The 20,299-nt window shown below is 38.3% G+C and carries 21 protein-coding genes; 13 read left to right on the top strand and 8 right to left on the bottom strand.

Going from position 1 to position 20,299, the window contains the following annotated elements; translation table 11 throughout:
• Nucleotides 1–355: 355 nt before the first annotated feature.
• Nucleotides 356–1,234 (bottom strand): lipoyl synthase, encoded by an 879-nt coding sequence (gene lipA / locus B2906_RS11680; RefSeq protein WP_219957856.1) that lies wholly within the window; start codon nt 1,232–1,234, stop codon nt 356–358.
• Nucleotides 1,235–1,289: 55 nt separating this feature from the next.
• Nucleotides 1,290–2,018, bottom strand: coding sequence for a hypothetical protein (locus B2906_RS11675; RefSeq protein ID WP_219957857.1), 729 nt, complete (start codon nt 2,016–2,018; stop codon nt 1,290–1,292).
• Between the two features lie 71 nt (nt 2,019–2,089).
• Here B2906_RS11675 and B2906_RS11670 point away from each other — a divergent pair, with 71 nt between their 5' ends.
• Together B2906_RS11670 and sdaAA are read left to right on the top strand one after the other, a co-directional pair.
• A complete protein-coding gene (locus B2906_RS11670) occupies nt 2,090–2,494 on the top strand; it encodes an OsmC family protein (RefSeq protein WP_091654979.1) in 405 nt (134 codons plus the stop codon).
• 34 nt (nt 2,495–2,528) lie between these two features.
• Entirely contained in the window at nt 2,529–3,437 is a 909-nt protein-coding gene (gene sdaAA, locus B2906_RS11665) for an L-serine ammonia-lyase, iron-sulfur-dependent, subunit alpha (RefSeq protein ID WP_219957858.1), read from the top strand.
• On the opposite strand, the gene B2906_RS11660 is transcribed toward sdaAA, so the two are convergent.
• The 5 genes from B2906_RS11660 to B2906_RS11640 form a co-directional block, all read right to left on the bottom strand.
• The gene (locus B2906_RS11660) at nt 3,426–3,884 is read right to left on the bottom strand and encodes a hypothetical protein (protein WP_286939775.1); all 459 of its coding nucleotides are present in this window, start codon (nt 3,882–3,884) and stop codon (nt 3,426–3,428) included. The two genes, sdaAA and B2906_RS11660, sit on opposite strands and share 12 nt — an antisense overlap.
• The gene (locus tag B2906_RS11655; RefSeq protein WP_286939773.1) at nt 3,881–4,819 is read right to left on the bottom strand and encodes a calcium/sodium antiporter; all 939 of its coding nucleotides are present in this window, start codon (nt 4,817–4,819) and stop codon (nt 3,881–3,883) included. The genes B2906_RS11660 and B2906_RS11655 overlap by 4 nt, the downstream gene beginning before the upstream one ends.
• A 3-nt stretch (nt 4,820–4,822) precedes the next feature.
• Nucleotides 4,823–5,467: a uracil phosphoribosyltransferase gene (upp, locus tag B2906_RS11650; RefSeq protein ID WP_286939771.1), complete on the bottom strand. Its 645-nt coding sequence runs from the start codon at nt 5,465–5,467 to the stop codon at nt 4,823–4,825.
• Nucleotides 5,468–5,534: 67 nt separating this feature from the next.
• Nucleotides 5,535–6,824, bottom strand: coding sequence for an OmpA family protein (locus B2906_RS11645; protein ID WP_286939769.1), 1,290 nt, complete (start codon nt 6,822–6,824; stop codon nt 5,535–5,537).
• Nucleotides 6,825–6,950: 126 nt separating this feature from the next.
• Nucleotides 6,951–8,240 (bottom strand): OmpA family protein, encoded by a 1,290-nt coding sequence (locus B2906_RS11640; RefSeq protein ID WP_219957863.1) that lies wholly within the window; start codon nt 8,238–8,240, stop codon nt 6,951–6,953.
• A 171-nt stretch (nt 8,241–8,411) separates the two neighbouring features.
• Between B2906_RS11640 and B2906_RS11635 the strand changes: the two genes are divergently transcribed.
• From B2906_RS11635 to B2906_RS11595, 9 genes are all read left to right on the top strand, one after another.
• On the top strand, nt 8,412–9,320 hold the full coding sequence (locus B2906_RS11635) for a M20/M25/M40 family metallo-hydrolase (RefSeq protein WP_219957864.1): 909 nt from the start codon (nt 8,412–8,414) through the stop codon (nt 9,318–9,320).
• Nucleotides 9,321–9,322: 2 nt separating this feature from the next.
• Complete coding sequence (gene hpt, locus B2906_RS11630; protein WP_219957865.1) at nt 9,323–9,856, top strand: hypoxanthine phosphoribosyltransferase; 534 nt, start codon at nt 9,323–9,325, stop codon at nt 9,854–9,856.
• 21 nt (nt 9,857–9,877) lie between these two features.
• Nucleotides 9,878–10,450: an adenylate kinase gene (locus B2906_RS11625; RefSeq protein ID WP_219957866.1), complete on the top strand. Its 573-nt coding sequence runs from the start codon at nt 9,878–9,880 to the stop codon at nt 10,448–10,450.
• A 77-nt stretch (nt 10,451–10,527) separates the two neighbouring features.
• A complete protein-coding gene (gene obgE / locus B2906_RS11620; RefSeq protein WP_219957867.1) occupies nt 10,528–11,523 on the top strand; it encodes a GTPase ObgE in 996 nt (331 codons plus the stop codon).
• Nucleotides 11,524–11,599: 76 nt separating this feature from the next.
• Nucleotides 11,600–12,157 carry a nucleotide exchange factor GrpE gene (locus tag B2906_RS11615; RefSeq protein WP_091654968.1) on the top strand — a complete coding sequence of 186 codons (558 nt, stop codon included), beginning with the start codon at nt 11,600–11,602 and terminating at the stop codon, nt 12,155–12,157.
• A 2-nt stretch (nt 12,158–12,159) separates the two neighbouring features.
• A complete protein-coding gene (gene dnaJ / locus B2906_RS11610) occupies nt 12,160–13,269 on the top strand; it encodes a molecular chaperone DnaJ (RefSeq protein WP_219957868.1) in 1,110 nt (369 codons plus the stop codon).
• 80 nt (nt 13,270–13,349) lie between these two features.
• On the top strand, nt 13,350–14,237 hold the full coding sequence (locus B2906_RS11605; RefSeq protein WP_144607367.1) for a hypothetical protein: 888 nt from the start codon (nt 13,350–13,352) through the stop codon (nt 14,235–14,237).
• A gap of 10 nt (nt 14,238–14,247) precedes the next feature.
• Entirely contained in the window at nt 14,248–15,141 is an 894-nt protein-coding gene (locus B2906_RS11600) for an ABC transporter ATP-binding protein (RefSeq protein ID WP_219957869.1), read from the top strand.
• The gene (locus B2906_RS11595) at nt 15,134–16,438 is read left to right on the top strand and encodes an ABC transporter permease (RefSeq protein ID WP_286939765.1); all 1,305 of its coding nucleotides are present in this window, start codon (nt 15,134–15,136) and stop codon (nt 16,436–16,438) included. Before B2906_RS11600 ends, B2906_RS11595 begins: the two co-directional genes overlap by 8 nt.
• A gap of 73 nt (nt 16,439–16,511) precedes the next feature.
• On the opposite strand, the gene B2906_RS11590 is transcribed toward B2906_RS11595, so the two are convergent.
• Entirely contained in the window at nt 16,512–16,982 is a 471-nt protein-coding gene (locus B2906_RS11590) for a Dps family protein (protein ID WP_091654963.1), read from the bottom strand.
• A 143-nt stretch (nt 16,983–17,125) separates the two neighbouring features.
• Here B2906_RS11590 and B2906_RS11585 point away from each other — a divergent pair, with 143 nt between their 5' ends.
• Both B2906_RS11585 and B2906_RS11580 read left to right on the top strand, forming a co-directional pair.
• Nucleotides 17,126–18,361, top strand: a complete 1,236-nt coding sequence (locus B2906_RS11585; RefSeq protein WP_219957871.1) for a sensor histidine kinase — start codon at nt 17,126–17,128, stop codon at nt 18,359–18,361.
• Nucleotides 18,362–18,520: 159 nt separating this feature from the next.
• On the top strand, nt 18,521–20,101 hold the full coding sequence (locus tag B2906_RS11580; RefSeq protein WP_091654961.1) for a peptide chain release factor 3: 1,581 nt from the start codon (nt 18,521–18,523) through the stop codon (nt 20,099–20,101).
• Nucleotides 20,102–20,299: the final 198 nt, after the last annotated feature.

The following is a 20,299-nucleotide window of genomic DNA, read 5'->3' as shown; positions in this document are numbered from 1 at the left end:
CCGCTGGGGTTTTTGTGTTTTAGGGGAATTACAGTAGGCAGGGTTGAGTAGGCAGTAGGCTGGAAAGGATGAAGGCTTAAATGAGAAAGCTGAAAGAATAAAGAATTCAATTGAAGATATATTCCAATAACAAATTACTCAACAACTTATTAACCAATAACCCATCAAACTTTCCCTTTAACGTCAGGTGAAAACTGCTTCATTGAAGTAATTATAGTCATAAGCCATATCCAGATTTAGGGATGGATCTCTGGGCGTATTTATTAATCTGAAAAGGGTGGCAATCGATAATTTGAATATTAGAAAAAATAAACAATAAAAAAGCCGACTGTTAGCCGGCTTTTTTTAATTTTTATTAAACATTGACATGCCTTTCAGCATGATAGGAAGATCTTACTAATGGTCCTGATTCAACGTATTTCAAGCCTTTTTTGAGGCCTTCTTCACGATAATGGTCGAATAGGTCAGGATGAATGAATTCAGCCACCTCAATATGCATTTTGGTTGGCTGTAAATACTGTCCCAGAGTTAGGATGTCGCAACCGTGTTCCACTAGATCATCCATAGCCTTATAAACCTCCTCTTTAGTTTCTCCAAGACCTAGCATGATACCTGTCTTGGTTCTTTTACCATACTCCTTGGTAAGCTTTATTTGTTCCAAGGATCTATTGTATTTCGCCTGAGGTCTTACTCTTCTATACAAAGATTCCACAGTTTCCATGTTATGGGAGACCACCTCTTGTCCCGCACTGATCATTCTATACAAAGCATCCCAGTTAGATTTTACATCTGGAATCAATGTCTCAATGGTAGTCTCTGGTGAAAGTTCTTTTGTTTTTACAACTGTCTGATACCAAATCTCAGCTCCACGATCTTTCAATTCATCTCTATTAACAGAAGTAAGAACGGCATGTTTTACTCCCATCAACTTGATTGCTTCAGCAACTCTTCTTGGTTCGTCTTCATCATATTCTGGAGGCCTTCCGGTAGCTACTGCACAAAATGAACAGGATCTAGTACATACATTTCCAAGAATCATGAAAGTAGCAGTACCAGCACCCCAACATTCACCCATATTTGGACAGTTACCGCTTTCGCAAATGGTATGAAGTTTATGCTCATCTACTAGTTTTCTGACTTTTGCATATTCTTTACCGATAGGAAGCTTAACCCGAAGCCAATCAGGCTTTTTTCTTTTGGTAGCTTCTTCGGATATCACTGGCAATTCAATCATAGTCGATTTATTTGAGGGCAAAATTACAGGTAATCAATTCAAAACCCAATTTTACCTACTTTCTGAAACCATAATAAAATGTGAAATAGGCAGACTGAAATATTTGCCTGTTTTCAGAAGTCGGTATTAATGGGATTTCTCTGGTAAAACCCTCCAACATATATCCAAGTTCCACTCCTGTCACATTACTTCTAAACACCCCAAATTCAAAATTTAATGCAGCTTTGAAATTACCCCCAATAGCTAATTCCGATTCACCAATTCCCTCAAAAAGCCTACCCGTTCCGAGTATGTTAAATCTACTTTGATGAACCTCGGGATTATATTGCTCTCTTACTGTTTCAAGTCTATTCACTGCATATTCTATATAATATGGGGCAATCAAACCAATTGATGGGCCTACGGCTGCTAATGCAGAAACCTGAACGCCTTGATTTGGTGCCTTTTTGAAAAGAATTATTTCCCGCCCGTATTGAGGCCGAATTGAGTATAGATAATTCGATTTTCCGAATATGTAGCTATTGCCAAGAACTGTATTATAGCGTACTTCTTTTGGGCTTTTAACATTGGAAAGTTCTACAGAAAGAAAAGAAAACTGTTGATCGTCTATTCGGGTACCGACCTTAAAAACTAAACCTCCAATTAATCCTCCATTGGTGTTTTTATTTAAACCAAAAAGGAATTCTCTGTCATACTCATAGTTTCCAGCATCTTCCCGCTGTGCCAGAGCACTGTTAGCCAAGAAGGCAAACCAAATAAAAAAGAGGATTTTAAAATTGCTCATTGACTGTGGGTAGGAAATATTAAATTATTTTTGAACTCAAGTATTTAACTGAAAATTAAAAGTAAGAGTTTATGCCCACGATAAAAAGTTCATATTTAGGAAATTTGAGAACCTCTTCAACGCATTTACAATCAGGTAAGAACATACTTACAGATGCTCCCGTTGATAATAATGGAAAAGGCGAAGCTTTTTCTCCTACAGACTTGGTGGCTTCAGCTCTAGGCTCCTGTATGGTTACAATCATGGGTATAGTTGCAGAAAATAATGGTCACAAATTAGATGGTTTGGATTGGGAGGTTACAAAAGTAATGCAATCCAATCCCCGAAAAATAGCTGAAATTATAGTTGATTTTCAATGGGAAGATCCAATCAGCGATCCGGTATTGATTCAAAAACTGAAAAATGCAGCCAAAACTTGCCCAGTAGCATTAAGCTTAGATTCAGAAATTAAACAAACCATCAATTTTAATTTCTAAAGTCTCCTTTTTAAATAATATAAACCCAAAACCTATGTGCTATCTCTTTGAAAATTTTAAAGGATGGAAAGACTATTGTTTAGATAAAAACATCAGTCTAGAAGAATCTGTCATTGAATATGAATGTGAGGAAAAAGGCGCCAATAAAGAAGAAATATTAGCTGGTTTGTTAAAAGCCTATTCGGTCATGAAAGATGCTGTAAAGACCGGGCTTGAAAAAGATATGAAATCCAACAGTGGGATGATAGATAATGGGGCTAAGAAAGTTTTTAATCACCCATTGACAGTTTTATCTCCTGAGTTTCAAAAACTCATTTCCAGAGCATTGGCAGCCAAAGAAGTCAATAGCTGTATGGGAAGAGTTGTGGCAGCTCCCACTGCTGGAGCCTCCGGAATTTTACCTGGAACAATGGTGACGTTGCAGGAAATCCATTCGCTTTCAGATGAACAAATAGTAAATGGACTCCTTGTAGGTGCAGGCATCGCATTGATTATTGAACAAAGAGCAAGTTTGGCAGGTGCTGTAGGAGGATGTCAGGCAGAAACGGGTTCAGCAGCCGCTATGGCCTCTGGAGCAATTGTTTATTGCCTTGGAGGAAATATAGATCAAGTTTTTACGGCTGTTGCAGTCACTATCCAGTGTATGTTGGGTTTAGTATGTGACCCTGTTGCAGGACTGGTAGAGGTTCCATGTGTGGTTCGAAATGCCAGTGCCGCAAGTATTGCTTTCAGTTCTGCTCAGATAGCTCTGGCAAATGTGAATGCCGTTATCCCTGTTGATGAATGCGTTGAGGCGATGGGGGAAATAGGAGCCTCGATGGAAAGCAAATACAAGGAAACGGCTATGGGAGGATTAGCTGCAACCCTTACGGGTCAAGAGATATCGAAAAGAGTATTGATTCAGGATATTGAAATCCTGCCAGATGAAGAATTACCCGAGTAAATTTTGAAAAAATGGAATTGAAAGAATTCTATCTATGGTAAGGCTGAAAAAAGTAGCCCAAAGGATAGATGACCACAGCATATGGAAATAAATTGTCCTTTTCCGAGTCCCAAAAGAAACTAAAATCAAAGTCCCACCCGCTGGAGTCAGGATTAATGGGGTAGCAAGTGCTATCCCTATTTCCCCATATTTTTTCCAAAGCTTTACAATTGCTCTATTTTTTTTAGAAAAAATGGGCTTATCCTTATAAAACCTCAAAGCTAGATAGGATCTGAATTTTTCACCAAGCATGGTGAACAAAAATACACTAGACATCATTCCTGCTACAGTGACTAAGATAGTTAACCCAATACTGTAACCTGCTGCAGAACCTAAAACTGGCCCTGCTATAAATTTAAAGTAGCTAAGGAAATAAATTCCTAAAAATGTAATTACAGCCTCACTCATAACAGGAAAAACATGTAAAGACAATAGCTTCCAAATAGAATAGAACCTTCAATTTTTGAAACTTGCATTTTTGTTTTCATTAAAGGAAATAATAGAAGCGTAATACCTATCATCCAAAGAAAATCTACATCCAGAAAATCCTCAGAAACTCCAATAGGCTGTATGATTGCTGTAATTCCAATGATAGATAAAATATTCATGATATTACTTCCAAGAATATTACCCAAGGCTAAATCAGTACGTTTAGAAAGAGCTGCCATTATTGAGGTGATCAGTTCCGGTAAGCTTGTTCCAATAGCAATAATTGAAACCCCAATTACTCTTTCTGAAACTCCGAATTCTCTGGATATTTTAACTGCATTTTCAACCAGAAGTTCTGACCCAAAATAAAGCCCAATAATTCCTGCTGAAAAAAGAGATATCGAAATTAGCCAACTGTAACCTTTCACCTGTTCTATTTCTGCTTCTACCTCCTTATCATCAGCAATCCCTCCTTTGGAGCTTTTAAATAGATAAAAGTTGAAGAGAATAAAAACACTAAATAGAAGTATTCCTTCCCAAAGGCCAATTAATCCGTTTAATCCTAGGATGAAAAATAAAATAGTAACTAAAACAGTAACCAAATAATCAAATCGGAGGTGTGACCTTTTGATCATAATGGGATAAAAAATTCCGCTTAAACCTAGTACTAAGCCTATATTTGCAATATTTGACCCTACCACATTTCCTATGGAAATATCGCTGTTTCCTTTTAAGGCAGCATTAATACTCACTAGTAACTCAGGCGCAGAGGTGCCAAAGGCTACGATCGTTAGTCCAATCAATCCACTACTCATTCCCAATTTAACGGCAATTGCTGAAGCTCCGTCAACCAAAAATTTTCCGCCTACCAATAATATGATTAGACCTAGAGCTAGTAATAAATATGCAATCATTATTTAAAGTTTAGGACCAAATGCCAAATCTCCCGCATCTCCAAGCCCAGGAACTATATAAGATTGAGCATTTAATTTTTCATCAACCACGCCAATCCAAAATTGGTGTGGGATTTTCAGGTGATCTTGTAAGTATTGAATACCTTCTGGTGCAGCAAATGCAGCAGCAATATGGATTTTAGATGGTGTTCCGTGTTCTAATAATTTTTCAATGGATGCAAGAAATGATTTTCCTGTTGCAAGCATTGGATCTGCCAAGATGACGATTTTTCTATCCAAAGAAGGACTAGCGTGGTAGCCCAAGTTTATCTGGATTTCATCACTTGTATTTTCTTTCCTAAAAGCTCCAATAAATCCACTTTCAGATTGATCAAATACGCTCAAAAATCCATTATAAAAGGGAAGAGATGCCCTTAAGACAGCTATCAAGACAGGTTGCGACGAAGGCAATAAAGTGTTAGAGCTTGCGAGTGGACTTGATATTTCTTTCTCTTCGTATGGAAAGGATTTTGAAATCTCATATGCTAAAATGCTTCCAAGTCTTTTTAAATTCTCTCTGAATCTCATTCTATCTTGCTGGACTCGGATATCTCGCATTTCTGCTATGAATTGATTAGCTATAGATGGCTGATTTGCTAAGATGAACATGGAGCTAATTTAATAGAAAAAACCCGGCTGATGGAGGCCGGGTTTTCAGATTTTTATTTCGTGCAAATTATTTTATTTCAAAACTTGTTCTTCTAGCCATTTGTCGGGCATTTTCTGAATTTTTGTCAACACTTGTATCTTCGCCATATCCTTTAAAGGTCAATCTTGCCGCATCTATCCCTGATTTAATTAATAGGTCATGAACTGCTTGGGCTCTTTTTTCAGATAGTTTCAAATTGTAGTTTTCTGGCCCAATTTCATCAGCATATCCTCTAACCTCTAATTTTATACCTGGGTTTCTTTTCAAGAAGTTAGAAACATATTGAATTGAGGAGATAGAAAATGCCAGCGGTTTTGAAGAGTCAAATGAGAAATAGACATTGACGTAGTTGTCTTGAATTGCTTTTTTGAAGTAGTCCTCTTGGTTTATTATTTCCTCTACTGGACATCCTGAAGTTGCACCGGGTCCAGGTAAGAAAGGGCATTTATCCAAATGATCAGCAAGGCCGTCTCCATCAGAATCTAAGGTTACCCCATCAGTTCCTACCCTAGCATCAGCAGGTGTATTAGGTTCTTTATCTAAATAATCCGGGATTCCATCTCCATCAGAATCTTTCAACATATCCTTGATACTTGATATTTGACTTGCAAGTTCATCTTTTGTTAAATAGGGATCAGGTTTTATATACCAATCAGCATGTTGCTCATTGGATCCTAAATAGAAGTTTAGACCTAATGTTCCTACCCACCATACACCAGTTGCATGTCCCCTAGGGTTTTCAGGAACTGTCACTGGAAGTGAAGTATTGTACTGTGATCCATCAAAAGTAAAATCTTGTCTTGAATTATAATTCATTTCAATTTTTCCACTTAGCGCTATGTTTTGCGAGAATTTAAATAGTCCTGTAATTCCAGTTTTAATAACTTGGCTATATTCAGGAACTATTGGTAGTGGACTTGTAATATATTTGATACGGGTAACGCCAGTTCCAAAATGCCCGAGAAATCCAAACTTTCTGGTGAAGGATTCAAAATTCCAAATCCGTCCTAAATTAGCAACTCCAACAAGGCCAAGATTCATGTAGTTAGTTTTGAAATCTGGGCTTTTCCCTTCCCAATTGGAAAAACTACCTGCTTCAAATATGCCCTTTATGCCAAACTTTTCATTGATCATATACCTTGCTCCTACATCAAAGTGGCCAACATTTAAAGTTGGAGTAAGATAAGGAGGGGCTAAGGGAGACATCGCTTTGTTAAAGCCGGCACTTGTTTCAATACTCCATTGGTTAAACTCTTTCTGTGCGTACCCTATTGTAGACAGACACAGGTAAACCAAGATTAGAATTACTTTTTTCATGGTTATGTGAGGATTTTTTTAAGGGTGTGTCTCAAAGATATTGAAATTTTCAGGTTCAATAGGCTTAAATAGGGCAAAAAAAAACCTGACCATTACGATCAGGTTTTTATTGTATTGTATTTACAATTATTTTACTTCGAAAGAAGCTCTTCTTGCCATTTGTCTAGCATCTGCAGAAGATTTGTCTACGCTAGTATCTTCACCATATCCTTTGTAAGAAAGTCTTGAGGAATTAATACCTGCAGCGATTAGAATATCATAAACTGCTTTAGCTCTTTTCTCAGAAAGCTTCATGTTGTAATCTTCTGGACCTAATTCGTCTGCATATCCTTTGATTTCTACAGATACACCTGGATTTCTTTTCAAGAAGTTAGCTACATAATTTGCAGCGCTAATAGAGTAGCCTAAAGGCTTGGAGCTATCGAAAGCATAGTAAACATTTACATAACCATCATTAATAGCCTTCTTCAAATAATCAACTTCTTCTCTTACTTCTTCAACCGGACATCCGTTAGTAGAAGCAGGTCCTGGCTGGAATGGACACTTATCCAAGTGGTCAGGTGTACCGTCACCGTCGGAATCTAAAGTAGTACCAGCGGAATTAACTCTTGCTCCAGCAGGAGTATTTGGTTCTTTGTCTAAGTAATCAGGAACTCCGTCACCATCAGAATCTTTCAACATATCTTTGATTCCGTTGATTTGAGAAGCAAGCTCTTCTTTTGTAGCGTATTTGTCAGCTGCAATATACCAGTCAGCGTGCTCTTCGCTTTTACCTAAGTAGAAGTTCAATCCAATAGTACCAGTCCACCAAGTACCGTTAGTACCGTAGTAACCATTCTCTAGATCAGGAAGAATCTCAGTAGATCCATCCCAAGATACAGTCTGACGACCATTCAAGATAGTAGAAATGTCACCAACCAAGGCAATATTTTTGGATAACTTTAATTGTGGAGTTAATCCAAATATTAAATTGTATACGATATCATTGGTTCCAGCAAATCTGTTGCTCTGTGGCTTCACAGCACCCATACCTGCACCACCGTGCAACAATAGGCCGAATGATCTGCTAAATGATTCAAAGTTTAAGACTCTTCCCATATTGGCCACACCTTGAAGGTTTAATCTCCAATAGTTTGTGTCAAATGGTTGAAGGCTGTTTACTCTGTTACCGTTCGCTTCGCTCATGGATCCGAAACCATAATCGAGTTTCGCTCCAAATTTTTCATTGAACATATATCGAACTCCAAAGTCCACATGTCCAATGTTTAAAGTAGGTGATAAGAACTGAGGAGCTAATGGAGCCATTGGCTTGTTAAAGCCACCATTAATTTCCAAAGACAACTTGTCGTAGTCTTGAGCACTGGCACCAATAGCCAAGGCTCCTGCCATAAGTGTTGAGAGTATTAGTTTTTTCATAACAAAAAATTTTTGTTCAAATTTTAAGTGTTTGATTGATGTGAATACAAATTTATAAACTTTTAATTTACTGCAAATCTAGATGAATTATTTAAATGCCAATTAACAAATAAAATAATCCTTGCGATTTTTTTCAAATAACAACAAAAACTTTACATAATTAATGCCAATATGAAATTATTATTCGATTTATTGAAAAAATTCGGTGTTTCCGGCGATGAGCAAGACACTGCAAATTTTATCTTAGAATACATTGATAAACGGCAAAGATTCTGGAATGTTCAGCCTAAAGTGTTTTTCGGTGAAGAATTTCACGATTGTATTTTACTGAAGTTTGGGACTCCTCGTACAGCTCTTTTTGCACATATGGATACCATTGGGTTCATGGTACGGTATGAAAATCAACTGATTCCAGTGGGAGGTCCAGAGTTTATCAAGGAGACAGAACTTGTTGGCCAAGATTCCCTCGGTAAAATCCATTGTAAATTAATTGGAGATGAAGATACTCCCCTGCATGATTTTCCACGTGCAATTGAAAGGGGTACTAGACTAGCATTCTCTCAAAATGCAAGAATTGATGAAGAATTTATTCAGGCTGCCTATTTAGACAACAGGTTGGGGCTATACACCGCATTGCAAGTTTGTGAGACAATCCAAGATGGATGGGTCGTTTTTACTACATATGAGGAGCACGGTGGTGGAAGTATGCCGTTTTTATTGAAATTTATTCAAGAAACTTCACCTGTAAGACAAGCCTTAATAGCCGATATAACTTGGGTGACAGAAGGTGTCTTGCCACATGACGGAGTTGTTATTTCAATCCGAGATAAATTTATACCTCGAAAAAAATTCATAGATAAAGTGATTTCTCTTGCTGAAAAAAGTGGAATTCCTTTTCAATTGGAAGTGGAAGCATATGGAGGAAGTGATGGAAGAGAGGTTCAATTTTCACCTTATGCAATTGACTGGGTGTTTGTGGGTGCTGCAGAAGAAAATGTGCATACTCCAGATGAAAAAGTATCTTTGAAAGATCTGCAGTCAATGATTGAGATGCATAAATATTTAATGGATTCACTATAATAATGGATGTTCAGATAAAAGATAAAAGTTTTCAGGTTTTCATCAGGGAAGAAGAAATCAAACTTCGGCTGAGGGAGCTTGGTAATGAGATTTCAAAAGATTTTCATGGGCAGGAGCTAGTGATGTTAGGAGTACTGAACGGCTCTTTCATCATATTTGCAGACCTATGTCGAGAGGTTCAAAGCGTTAAGCTTTTAACTAGTTTCATCAGGATTTCTTCCTACTCTGGAACTGAATCTCAAGAAAAAGTAAAGGAAGTAATGGGATTAAATGACCCGATAGAAGGAAAAAATGTTTTGATAGTGGAAGATATTGTTGATACAGGAATTAGCATGAATTTCCTTTTAAATACCCTGAAAACCCATAATCCTGCCTCGGTTTCTATAGCAACACTCTTATTTAAACCAGATGCTTTTCGTTTTAATTACCCGCTTCATTATGTGGGTTTTGAAATTCCCAATAAATTTGTGGTCGGTTATGGATTGGATTATGATGGATATGGGAGAGAACTTCCTGAAATTTATCAGTTAAAATGATCCGAATTTAAAAAAATTAGAATGTATAATATCGTTTTATTTGGCCCTCCAGGAGCTGGGAAAGGCACTCAAAGTGAAAAGCTGATTCAAAAATACGGACTGACGCATCTATCTACTGGAGACCTTTTTAGAAAACACTTAGGCGAAGGGACCGAATTGGGAAACTTGGCAAAAAAATACATGAATGAAGGGCGTTTGGTGCCTGATGAAGTTGTAATTGGGATGGTAGAAGAAAAAATTGCTTCCAATAAAAACTCCAAAGGATTTATTTTTGACGGATTTCCAAGAACTACTGCTCAAGCTAAAGCACTTGATGAAATGCTTGAAAAGCATGGTATGAGTATATCAGGAATGATTGCTCTAGATGTACCGGAAGACGTGCTAAAAGCTAGAATCAAAGAAAGAGGTAAGACTTCTGGTAGGGTGGATGATCAAGACGATGAAAAAATAAATACTAGAATCAAGGTTTACTTAGATGAAACACTCCCCGTTGCTGATTATTATGAAAAACAAGGGAAGTTCAAAAAAATCAATGGAGTAGGTGCTATCGATGAAATCTTCTCAGACATCACAAAGGTTATTGATAGTTACTGATTCCTTTAAAATTGCTAATTTTGCAATTCGAAATTTGGCTAGGCTGATTGCTTAGCCATTTTTATTTAAAGCAAATTATGGCAGATTCCAATTTTATAGATTACGTTAAGTTTTGTTCTAGATCAGGTGCCGGAGGTGCAGGTTCTCTTCATTTTCGAAGGGAAAAACATGTACCGAAAGGTGGTCCTGATGGCGGAGATGGTGGCAGGGGAGGCCATATCATATTAAAAGGAAATGCCCAATTATGGACTTTGCTTCACTTGAAATATAAAAAGCACGTCATCGCTGAGTCTGGGAAATCGGGCGAAGGTGGAAGACGCACTGGAGCTGACGGAAAAGATATCATTTTGGAAGTTCCATTAGGGACAGTCGCAAAAGATGCCGAGACTGGAGAGAAAAGATTTGAAATAACTGAAGACGGACAGGAAGTAATCCTCACCAAAGGCGGAAGAGGAGGTTTGGGAAATGATCATTTTAAATCTGCTACCAATCAGGCCCCTCACTTTGCTCAACCTGGGGAACCAGGTATTGAAGAATGGATTATTCTCGAACTCAAATTATTAGCTGATGTTGGTTTAGTAGGTTTTCCTAATGCAGGCAAATCCACCCTCCTTTCATCAATTTCTGCAGCAAAGCCTGAAATAGGAGATTACCCGTTCACTACTCTCGTGCCAAATTTGGGAGTGGTGGCATATAGAGATGACAAGTCTTTTGTGATGGCTGATATCCCTGGAATTATTGAGGGTGCAGCTGATGGAAAAGGCCTTGGGATAAGATTTTTGAGACATATAGAACGAAATTCCATCCTTCTTTTCCTTATCCCGGCAGATGCGGATAATATCAAAAAACAATACAAAATATTACTGGGAGAACTTGAAAAATATAATCCTGAGCTTTTAGATAAGCAGAGATTACTGGCAATTTCCAAATCAGATATGTTGGATGATGAGTTGATGACCGAAATGAAAAATGAATTGCCTGAGGGCATACCATCTGTTTTCATTTCAGCCGTAGCCCAAACCAACCTGGATAAATTAAAGGATATGATTTGGCAGGCTATCCAACAAGGATAAGTGCCACTTTGTCAGGTTGAGCTCTATGGCAATAATATTGATGAGTTAGAATAAACCAGCTATTGATTTATAATTTATGAAAAATAAGGAAGAAGAAGTAAAAGACAATCTTCAAGAGACAGTAGAGGAAACTCCCGAAAAGGAAGTGACTCAAGAGCAAGAAACTGATTCTACAGCAGATGATTCTTTAGCGAAACTTGAATCTGAATTAGCTGAGGTAAAAGATAAATATCTGAGACTCTATTCTGATTTTGAAAATTTCAGGAAGAGAAATGCGAAAGAACGACTGGACTTGATCAAAACTGCTTCTGAAGATGTGCTTAGAGATTTGATTCCAGTTGTTGATGATTTTGAAAGGGCCTTCAAAGCAAATGAAAGTGAGGAAGATGCTCAAAAAGTGCGTGAAGGAAATCAGTTGATTTTCCATAAGCTTTTGAAAATATTGGAAAACAAAGGGTTAAAACCAATGGGTGATTTGATAGGGCAACCTTTTGATGCCGACACTCAAGAGGCGATTACTCAGATTCCAGCACCGAGTGAAGAAATGAAAGGAAAGGTAATTGACGTGGTAGAGAAAGGATACACCTTAGGAGATAAGGTGGTTCGCTTTGCCAAAGTTGTGACAGGAGCGTAATTATGGCAAAAAGAGACTATTATGAGGTATTGGGTATAAGCAAAAGCGCCTCAGCTGACGAGATCAAAAAGGCTTACAGAAAGCTTGCAATCCAATATCACCCCGATAAAAACCCGGATAATCCAGAAGCTGAAGAAAAATTTAAGGAAGCTGCAGAGGCCTACGAGGTTCTAAGCAATCCTGAGAAGAAACAGCGCTATGATCAATTCGGTCATCAAGGCCTTGGTGGAAACGGAGGCTTCGGTGGAGGAGGTATGAATATGGAAGATATCTTCTCCCAGTTTGGTGATATTTTTGGAGGCGGGGGAGGTTTCTCCTCATTCTTTGGTGGAGGTGGTGGAGGTAGACGTACCAAAAAAGGTACAAACCTTCGTGTAAAACTGAAGCTTAACCTTCAGGAAATAGCCAATGGTGTAGAGAAAAAAATCAAAGTTAAAAGGCATGTCATTGCCCCTGGCGTTACATTCAAGTCTTGTTCGACCTGTCAAGGATCTGGACAGATAAAAAAGGTGGTAAATACCATGCTTGGCCAGATGGTTTCTGCTAGCACCTGCGGTGTTTGTGGAGGAAGTGGCCAAATAGTAGATAAAAAACCTGCTGAAGCAGATTCCAGAGGTCTTATCATCAAAGAAGAGGTGATTTCTATCAATATCCCTGGAGGAGTAGCTGAAGGAATGCAATTAAGTATGTCCGGAAAGGGAAATGAAATTCCAGGAGGAATCCCCGGCGATCTTTTAATAGTGATAGAAGAGGTTGAGGATAATACACTTCAAAGAGATGGAAATAACGTCATTTACGATCTTTATATCTCTTTCTTAGATGCTGCCTTGGGGGCTTCTGTGGAAGTTCCAACCATTGATGGAAAAGTGAAAATCAAAATAGATCCGGGTACTCAGTCTGGAAAAATGCTGAGACTGAAAGGAAAAGGAATCAAAGATATTAATGGCTATACCAAAGGAGATCAGTTGATTATGGTCAATGTATGGACTCCTACTCAATTATCTAAAGAAGAAAGACAGACTTTGGAAGCCTTGAGAGATTCCGAAAATTTCAAACCGGATCCAGGAAGACAAGACAAATCCTTCTTTGATAAAATGAAAGAGTTTTTCTAAAATTTGATAAAGCCAGAAGCAATTCTGGCTTTTTTTATATTTTTAAAAACCTTTTCCATGTCAAGTCGTAACCTATCCGTATGCTGAGAAAATTCTGTCTGCTTTTTCTAGTAATCTTAGGTGGGGTAGGTGCAAGTAACGCGCAGTTGATTAAGGAGTACCGAGCTCCTGAAAAAGAAGGCTTCGATTTAGTATTATTCGAATTCTCTAGTTATAAAAGCTCTACACATCTTAAAAGGGTAAGGATTTCAGACCCTATCGCTATCCATGGTCACTTGGAGAAGGCTAATATTCTGCCTTATTTTTCACATCAGGTTAGCGATAATATTTTGTATTCTTCTCTCGTACATAAAAATGTGGAGTCCGATAATCTGGGTAAAAGCATCACTTCAAAAATTTTTTCTTCAGGAAATGATGATTTCGGACATAGTTGGGATATCAGTCTAAACTCCAATTTTCTATATCACTTGGATTTCACTCTAGGAGTAGGGAAAGCAGAATTTGACTTGGCACAGCTGCCTATCAGCCAATTAAAAGTTAAGAGTGCCAGCGCCGATGTGAAAATCCACTACGGGAATGAAGATCCTAATAGAGTCAGGATGGATACATTGTTGGTTACCTTAAATATGGGTACTGTAAATGTACAGTCGGCTAATTTCACCAATGCCAAAAAAATGATTTTTGAGGTTAATTATGGAAACTTGAATTTGAATTTTAGCGATGGAATGTCCTCGCCATCAAGTGTCATTGCAGCAGTAGGCGCCGGTACATTGAAACTTAAGCTTCCCCCTGAAAACTTTCCAGTTAGGATAAAAGTCCGAACAACTGCTATGTGCAGAACTTCTATCCCAAAATATTTACGTTCTTTGGGAGATGAGACCTACGTGTCTAAAGGGTATGACCCTGATGACCCCAACTTACTAGAATTGATTGTTGATGTTGGAGTAGGTTCTTTGACAGTAGAATAAAACCTTTTCAATGCTAGAAACCCTCAACCTTAATAAAACCTACGGCTTAAATAGAGCTCTTACAGATATTAATTTAAAAGTCCCCAAAGGAGTAATTTTTGGACTTTTGGGCCCCAATGGTGCGGGGAAGTCTACCTTGATTCGAATTATCAATCAAATTATAGATGCTGATTCCGGTGAGGTTTTGATTGATGGGCAGCCCTTGGCTCCAAAACACATCAGCCTTATAGGATACCTTCCTGAAGAGCGTGGGCTTTATAAAAAAATGAAAGTCTGGGATCAAATGCTCTATTTTGCCAGACTCAAGGGCCTTTCCCAACAAGAAGCCAAAAAGCGAATCCATAACTGGCTTGCCAAGATGGAAATGAGCACATGGAAGGATAAAAAGATTGAAGATCTATCTAAAGGGATGGCTCAAAAAGTTCAGTTTATCTCTACGATTATTCACAACCCTCCCTTATTAATTTTAGACGAACCATTCTCAGGCTTTGATCCTGTGAATGCTGAAATCATCAAAGACCAAATTCTAGAACTGAGAAATCAGGGTACCACAGTCATTTTAAGTACGCATAGGATGGAATCCGTAGAGTTGCTTTGCGATCAGGTTGCTATGATCAACCGTTCGCACAAAATCTTAGACGGAACGATCAAAGAAGTAAAAAACAGCTACAGACCGGAAGTTTTTAGAATTAGTATTGACCAACCTACTCTTCCTATTCCTACTGAGTGGGCGGTTCAAACTGACGGAGAGTCCGTGCATTTTACGCTGCCATTGAGCGGTAAAACTCCCAATGAACTCTTGATAGAATTGATGAATTACGGACAGGTTTCCAATTTTCAGGAAGTAATTCCCAGTATGGAAGAAATTTTTATTCACCAGGTAAAATCAACTCAAAATGGATAAAATCTGGTTAGTCATTCAGAGAGAATACCTTTCTCGGGTAAAAAAGAAATCCTTCTTATTAGCCACTTTGCTTACGCTGCTGATTTTTCCGGCAATCATGGCGGTTTTTGTTTGGATTGCGGTTGAAGAGAAAGAGAACCAATCTCTAAGAATTATCGAAGTGGTGGATGAGAATAAGCTTTTTTTCATGGAAAGCTCTCAACAATATGCTTTTTCATTTTCCGATAGTAGTCCTGAAGAGGCAAAGCTTCTCGTTCAAAATGGAGACCGTTATGGGTTTTTATACATCCCTAAAATAGACTTAAAAAATCCTCAGGGCATTACCTTTTACGGAGAGGAAAATCCCAGCATGAGTTTGGTATCTTATCTAGAGAGTAGTCTCAAGAAAAAAATTGAGGATCAGCGTCTTTATGATTCAGGAATCGACCCCCAAATTCTATCAGATATTCGTACTTCAGTTGATTTGAAATCTATCACACTGAACCAAAAAGGAGAAGAAAAAGTATCCGATGCAACAGTCAATTACGCGATAGGGTTTTTAGCTGGAATTCTGATTTACATGTTCATTTTCATTTATGGAAATCAAATCATGCAAGGGGTAATTGAGGAAAAGTCCAGCCGGATTGTTGAAATATTGGTGTCATCTCTCAAACCCTTTCAGCTGATGATGGGGAAAATCGTTGGTATTGCCGGAGTGGGTTTAACCCAGCTTTTAATCTGGATTATTTTGATAGGTACTTTGACTACTGTTGTAACGGGAATCCTAGGCCTTCAAATGCCTCAAGAGCAAGCGATGGAATTGGCACAGGCTGATATGATTCAAACAGATAATTCTGAATTTACTGAAATACTGCAAGTCATCGCAGGGATAGATTTTATCAGTATTATCTCCAGTTTTATATTTTACTTCTTAGGAGGCTATTTATTATATGGGGCCTTGTTTGCAGGTATTGGCTCTGCTGTGGATGCTCCTTCCGATGCTCAGCAATTCATGCTTCCAGTTACGGTTCCTTTGATAGTAGCCTACATGGGTTTATTTGTATTTGTGTTGCAAGATCCAAATAGTACCACTTCTTTTTGGCTTTCTATTATCCCCTTGACTTCACCCATAGCGATGATGGGAAGGGTAAGTTACGGTGTTCCATTTTGGGAATTGGGACTCTCTATGCTCTTGTTGATTTTAGGGTTTTTGGCTACCACTTGGCTTGCTGGAAAAATCTACAGGATCGGTATTTTAATGCATGGCACCAAGCCTTCCTATAAAACCCTTTGGAAGTGGATTAAATCTTCGAATTAAAAGAAAAGCGGAACCTGATATTAACCTCAGTGTTCCACTTTTCAATTGAATTAAAACTAATTACTTTCTAAATTTATTTCAGGTATGCAGAGAGCATCCACACCACTTTTTCTTTGGCTGTGATGTAATCACTCATTAATGTTACGGTACCCTCATCTCCTTGTTCGGAAGCAGAATCCAGTACTTCACGCTCTACTTTTAGTAAAGTATTTAGATTCTCTCGAACAATTTCCACCATTCTTTTAGAATCCTGAATTTCTCTCGCTTCCTTGATTTCAGAATTCTCAATGTACTCTCCGTAAGAGGATAATGGTCTTCCTCCCAAGGTTAAAATTCGCTCTGCTACTTCATCCACGTTTTCATTCGCAGTGGTATAAAGCTCTTCAAACTTCGCATGGAGTTCAAAGAAATTTGGACCGCTTACATTCCAATGAAAATTTCTCAGATTCTGATAATAAATCTGATAATTGGCCAACAATAAATTTAACTTTTCTATAAGGGCTATACTGTCTTTTACGCCCAATCCGATGTCATTCGTTTTCATATTTTTATTTTGTTTTTGTCTTAGATTTAATACCTTAAATTTACTAAAATCCACTTCCTGAAGCCAACTGATAATATCTATAGCTGAGATATACTATCTATTGGATAAAGGAGTTAATAGCCTTAAAGGCCAAGTTAAACTGCATGAAAAACCGTTTCCAGGATCTTACTTCCATCGACTTCTATCAAAACCGAAAACAAGTCAAATGGTTGGTGGTAATTGTATCTTTAATTATCGGAGCAGGATCCATTTGGTATACCAACCGACTGGTGGAGGAACTTAGAGAGCGGGAAAGAAGACAGATAGAGCTCCTGTCCAGTGCGCTTGAATATGCCGCTTCCAATACGGATAACCTAACTTTTATCAATCAGGAAATCATCCAGCAGAATTATTCTATTCCGGTAATTATGGTGGATGCCAGTGGTGAGCCTATAGAATTTCGAAATATACGATTCAAGAAAAATGCGGATGGAGAGGATTCCCTGAAAACCTTGGATATTGAATTGGAAAAAATGAAGGCCGAATATGAGCCTATTCTACTTCGGGAAGCAGATATTCTGGTTTACTATCGCAATTCAGAATTACTTATCAATTTGAAATATTATCCTTATGTGCAACTGGCGGTAATTTTGATTTTTGGGATGCTGGCCTATGCAATTTTTAACCAAAGTAAAATCGCAGAGCAGAATCGGGTTTGGGCAGGACTGACCAAGGAAACTGCACATCAGTTGGGAACTCCGATCGCCTCTTTGATGGCTTGGATAGATTATCTCAGAAACTCTCCTGTTTGGGAAGAAAATAAGGAGATTATCACTGAAATGGATAAGGATGTCGTGAAGCTGAGAATGGTAACGGAGCGATTTTCAAGTATTGGAAGCAAGCCTATGATTCAGGCTGAGAACTTATATCAGGTCATAGAAGAAACGATCACTTATCTCCGGCCAAGAATTTCGACCAAAGTGGATTTAAATATCAAGGCTGACTCCAGAGATTTGGATGCCATGATGAATAAACCGCTTTTTGAATGGGTGATAGAAAATATCTGTAAAAATGCTGTTGATGCCATGAAGGGCAAAGGCACGATTACTATTGAGCTGCTTCAAGACAGTGATAAATTTGTTATCATAGATATTACAGATAATGGAAAGGGGATGGAAAAGCGACTTTTCAGAAAAGTTTTTAATCCAGGTTTCTCTACCAGACAGCGGGGATGGGGCTTAGGGTTGACATTGGCTAAACGAATCATAGAAAGTTACCACGGCGGTAAAATTTTTGTTAAAAGCTCAGAAGTTGGAGTTGGCACTACCTTTAGAATTGTCTTGCACAGTACTTTAGAGGGTGCAGAACAGTTTGTTACAGAAGGAATTTTGGAATATTGAGGGATTATCGAAAGTAGATTGACGATTTGCGAAATTAAATCGGAACTCCATACTTTATCCTCAACCTTGAACAATCAGGGATAAGTTTGATATCCTTATTAGTAACTCTAAATTCCTAAATCCATTTTCCTTACCTTTGCAGGCTGAAAGAAAGGACCCATGAGTTTGAATAAGGAAATCAGTAAGAGAAGAACTTTTGCCATCATTGCCCACCCGGATGCAGGGAAGACCACGTTGACCGAAAAACTTTTGCTTTTTGGTGGGGCGATCAATACTGCAGGTGCTGTCAAATCCAATAAGATTGATACAGCAACCAAGTCTGACTGGATGGAAATCGAGAAGCAAAGAGGTATTTCCGTGGCAACCTCTGTGATGGGCTTCGAATATAAAGACACCAAAATCAATTTGCTGGATACTCCTGGTCACCAGGATTTCGCAGAAGATACTTACCGAACCCTGACAGCTGTGGACTCGGTTATTATGGTAATTGACTGTGTAAAAGGGGTGGAGATTCAGACTGAAAAGCTGATGGAAGTCTGCCGGATGAGAAATACACCAGTTATTTGCTTTATCAACAAGCTGGATAGAGAAGGAAGGGATCCTTACGATTTATTAGATGAGGTAGAGCAAAAGTTGAATATTCAATGCCGACCACTTTCTTGGCCGATTGGCATGGGTAAAAGTTTCAAGGGTGTATACAATCTTTACGATAAGAAGCTTAATCTTTTCACACCTTCTCAGCGAAAGCTTTCCGATGACCGAACTACCTTTGAAAATTTAGAAGATTCTGAATTGGATACCTTGATTGGGCAGAATGCTGCAAACCAACTTCGGGAAGATGTGGAGCTGATTGATGGGGTATATCCAGAATTTGATCCGAAAGAGTATTTAGAGGGAAAAGTTGCCCCCGTGTTTTTTGGATCTGCGGTAAATAATTTCGGAGTGAATGAAATGCTGGATACTTTTATCAAAATTGCCCCTGCACCTAAAAGCAGGAATACAGATGTAAGAGAGGTGAAACCGGATGAATCCAAGTTTTCAGGATTTGTTTTTAAAATCCATGCGAACATGGATCCTAATCACCGAAATAGAATTGCTTTTTTGAGAATTTGCTCCGGTAAATTTGAACGAAACAAGCCTTACAACCACGTAAGAGGACCCAAGCCACTTCGTTTTTCAAATGTGACTCAGTTTATGGCTCAGGATAAAGAGATCATTGATGAGGCTTTTCCAGGTGATATTGTGGGTTTGTATGATACAGGAAATCTAAAAATCGGCGACACATTAACGGATGGGGAGAATATGGTCTTCACGGGAATTCCTAGTTTCTCGCCGGAGATCTTTAGAGAAGTGGTCAACAAAGACGCCATGAAGACCAAGCAATTGGAAAAAGGGCTGAAGCAATTGATGGAGGAAGGAGTAGCCCAACTGTTTACCTTCGATATGGGTTCTCGAAAAGTAGTCGGTACTGTGGGACAGCTTCAATTTGAAGTGATTCAATTCCGATTGAAAAATGAATACAATGCCACAGTGGAATTCCATCCGATGAATTTATATAAAGCCTGCTGGATCAGTAGTAAGGATAAAAAGCAATTGGATGAGTTTGTTCGATCAAAGAACCGCCATATTGCTCATGATAAAGACGGGAAACTGGTCTTTATGGCCGAATCCAAAGCTTGGCTTCAGATGGTTCAGGACAATTATCCTGAGATTGAATTTCACTTTACATCGGAGTTTTAAATTACTCATCCTCCAATGGTTTTCAACCTTGGAGGGTTTGTTTTTTGTCAAAGGCAGGCTTTTTCCTTTTAACCGATTGCTCTTTTGTATGGTAATACTGCTTTATAAGCTGAATTGCTTTTCCTACAGTTGAACGGTATACTGGGAGAATTCTGTTTTTTGAAAATCATGAATACTATCTTATTTCACTCAAAGCAT

Source organism: Algoriphagus sp. UBA3586 (assembly GCF_002376385.1).
Taxonomy (GTDB): domain Bacteria; phylum Bacteroidota; class Bacteroidia; order Cytophagales; family Cyclobacteriaceae; genus Algoriphagus; species Algoriphagus ornithinivorans.
This window is presented reverse-complemented; position numbering and strand designations above follow the sequence as displayed.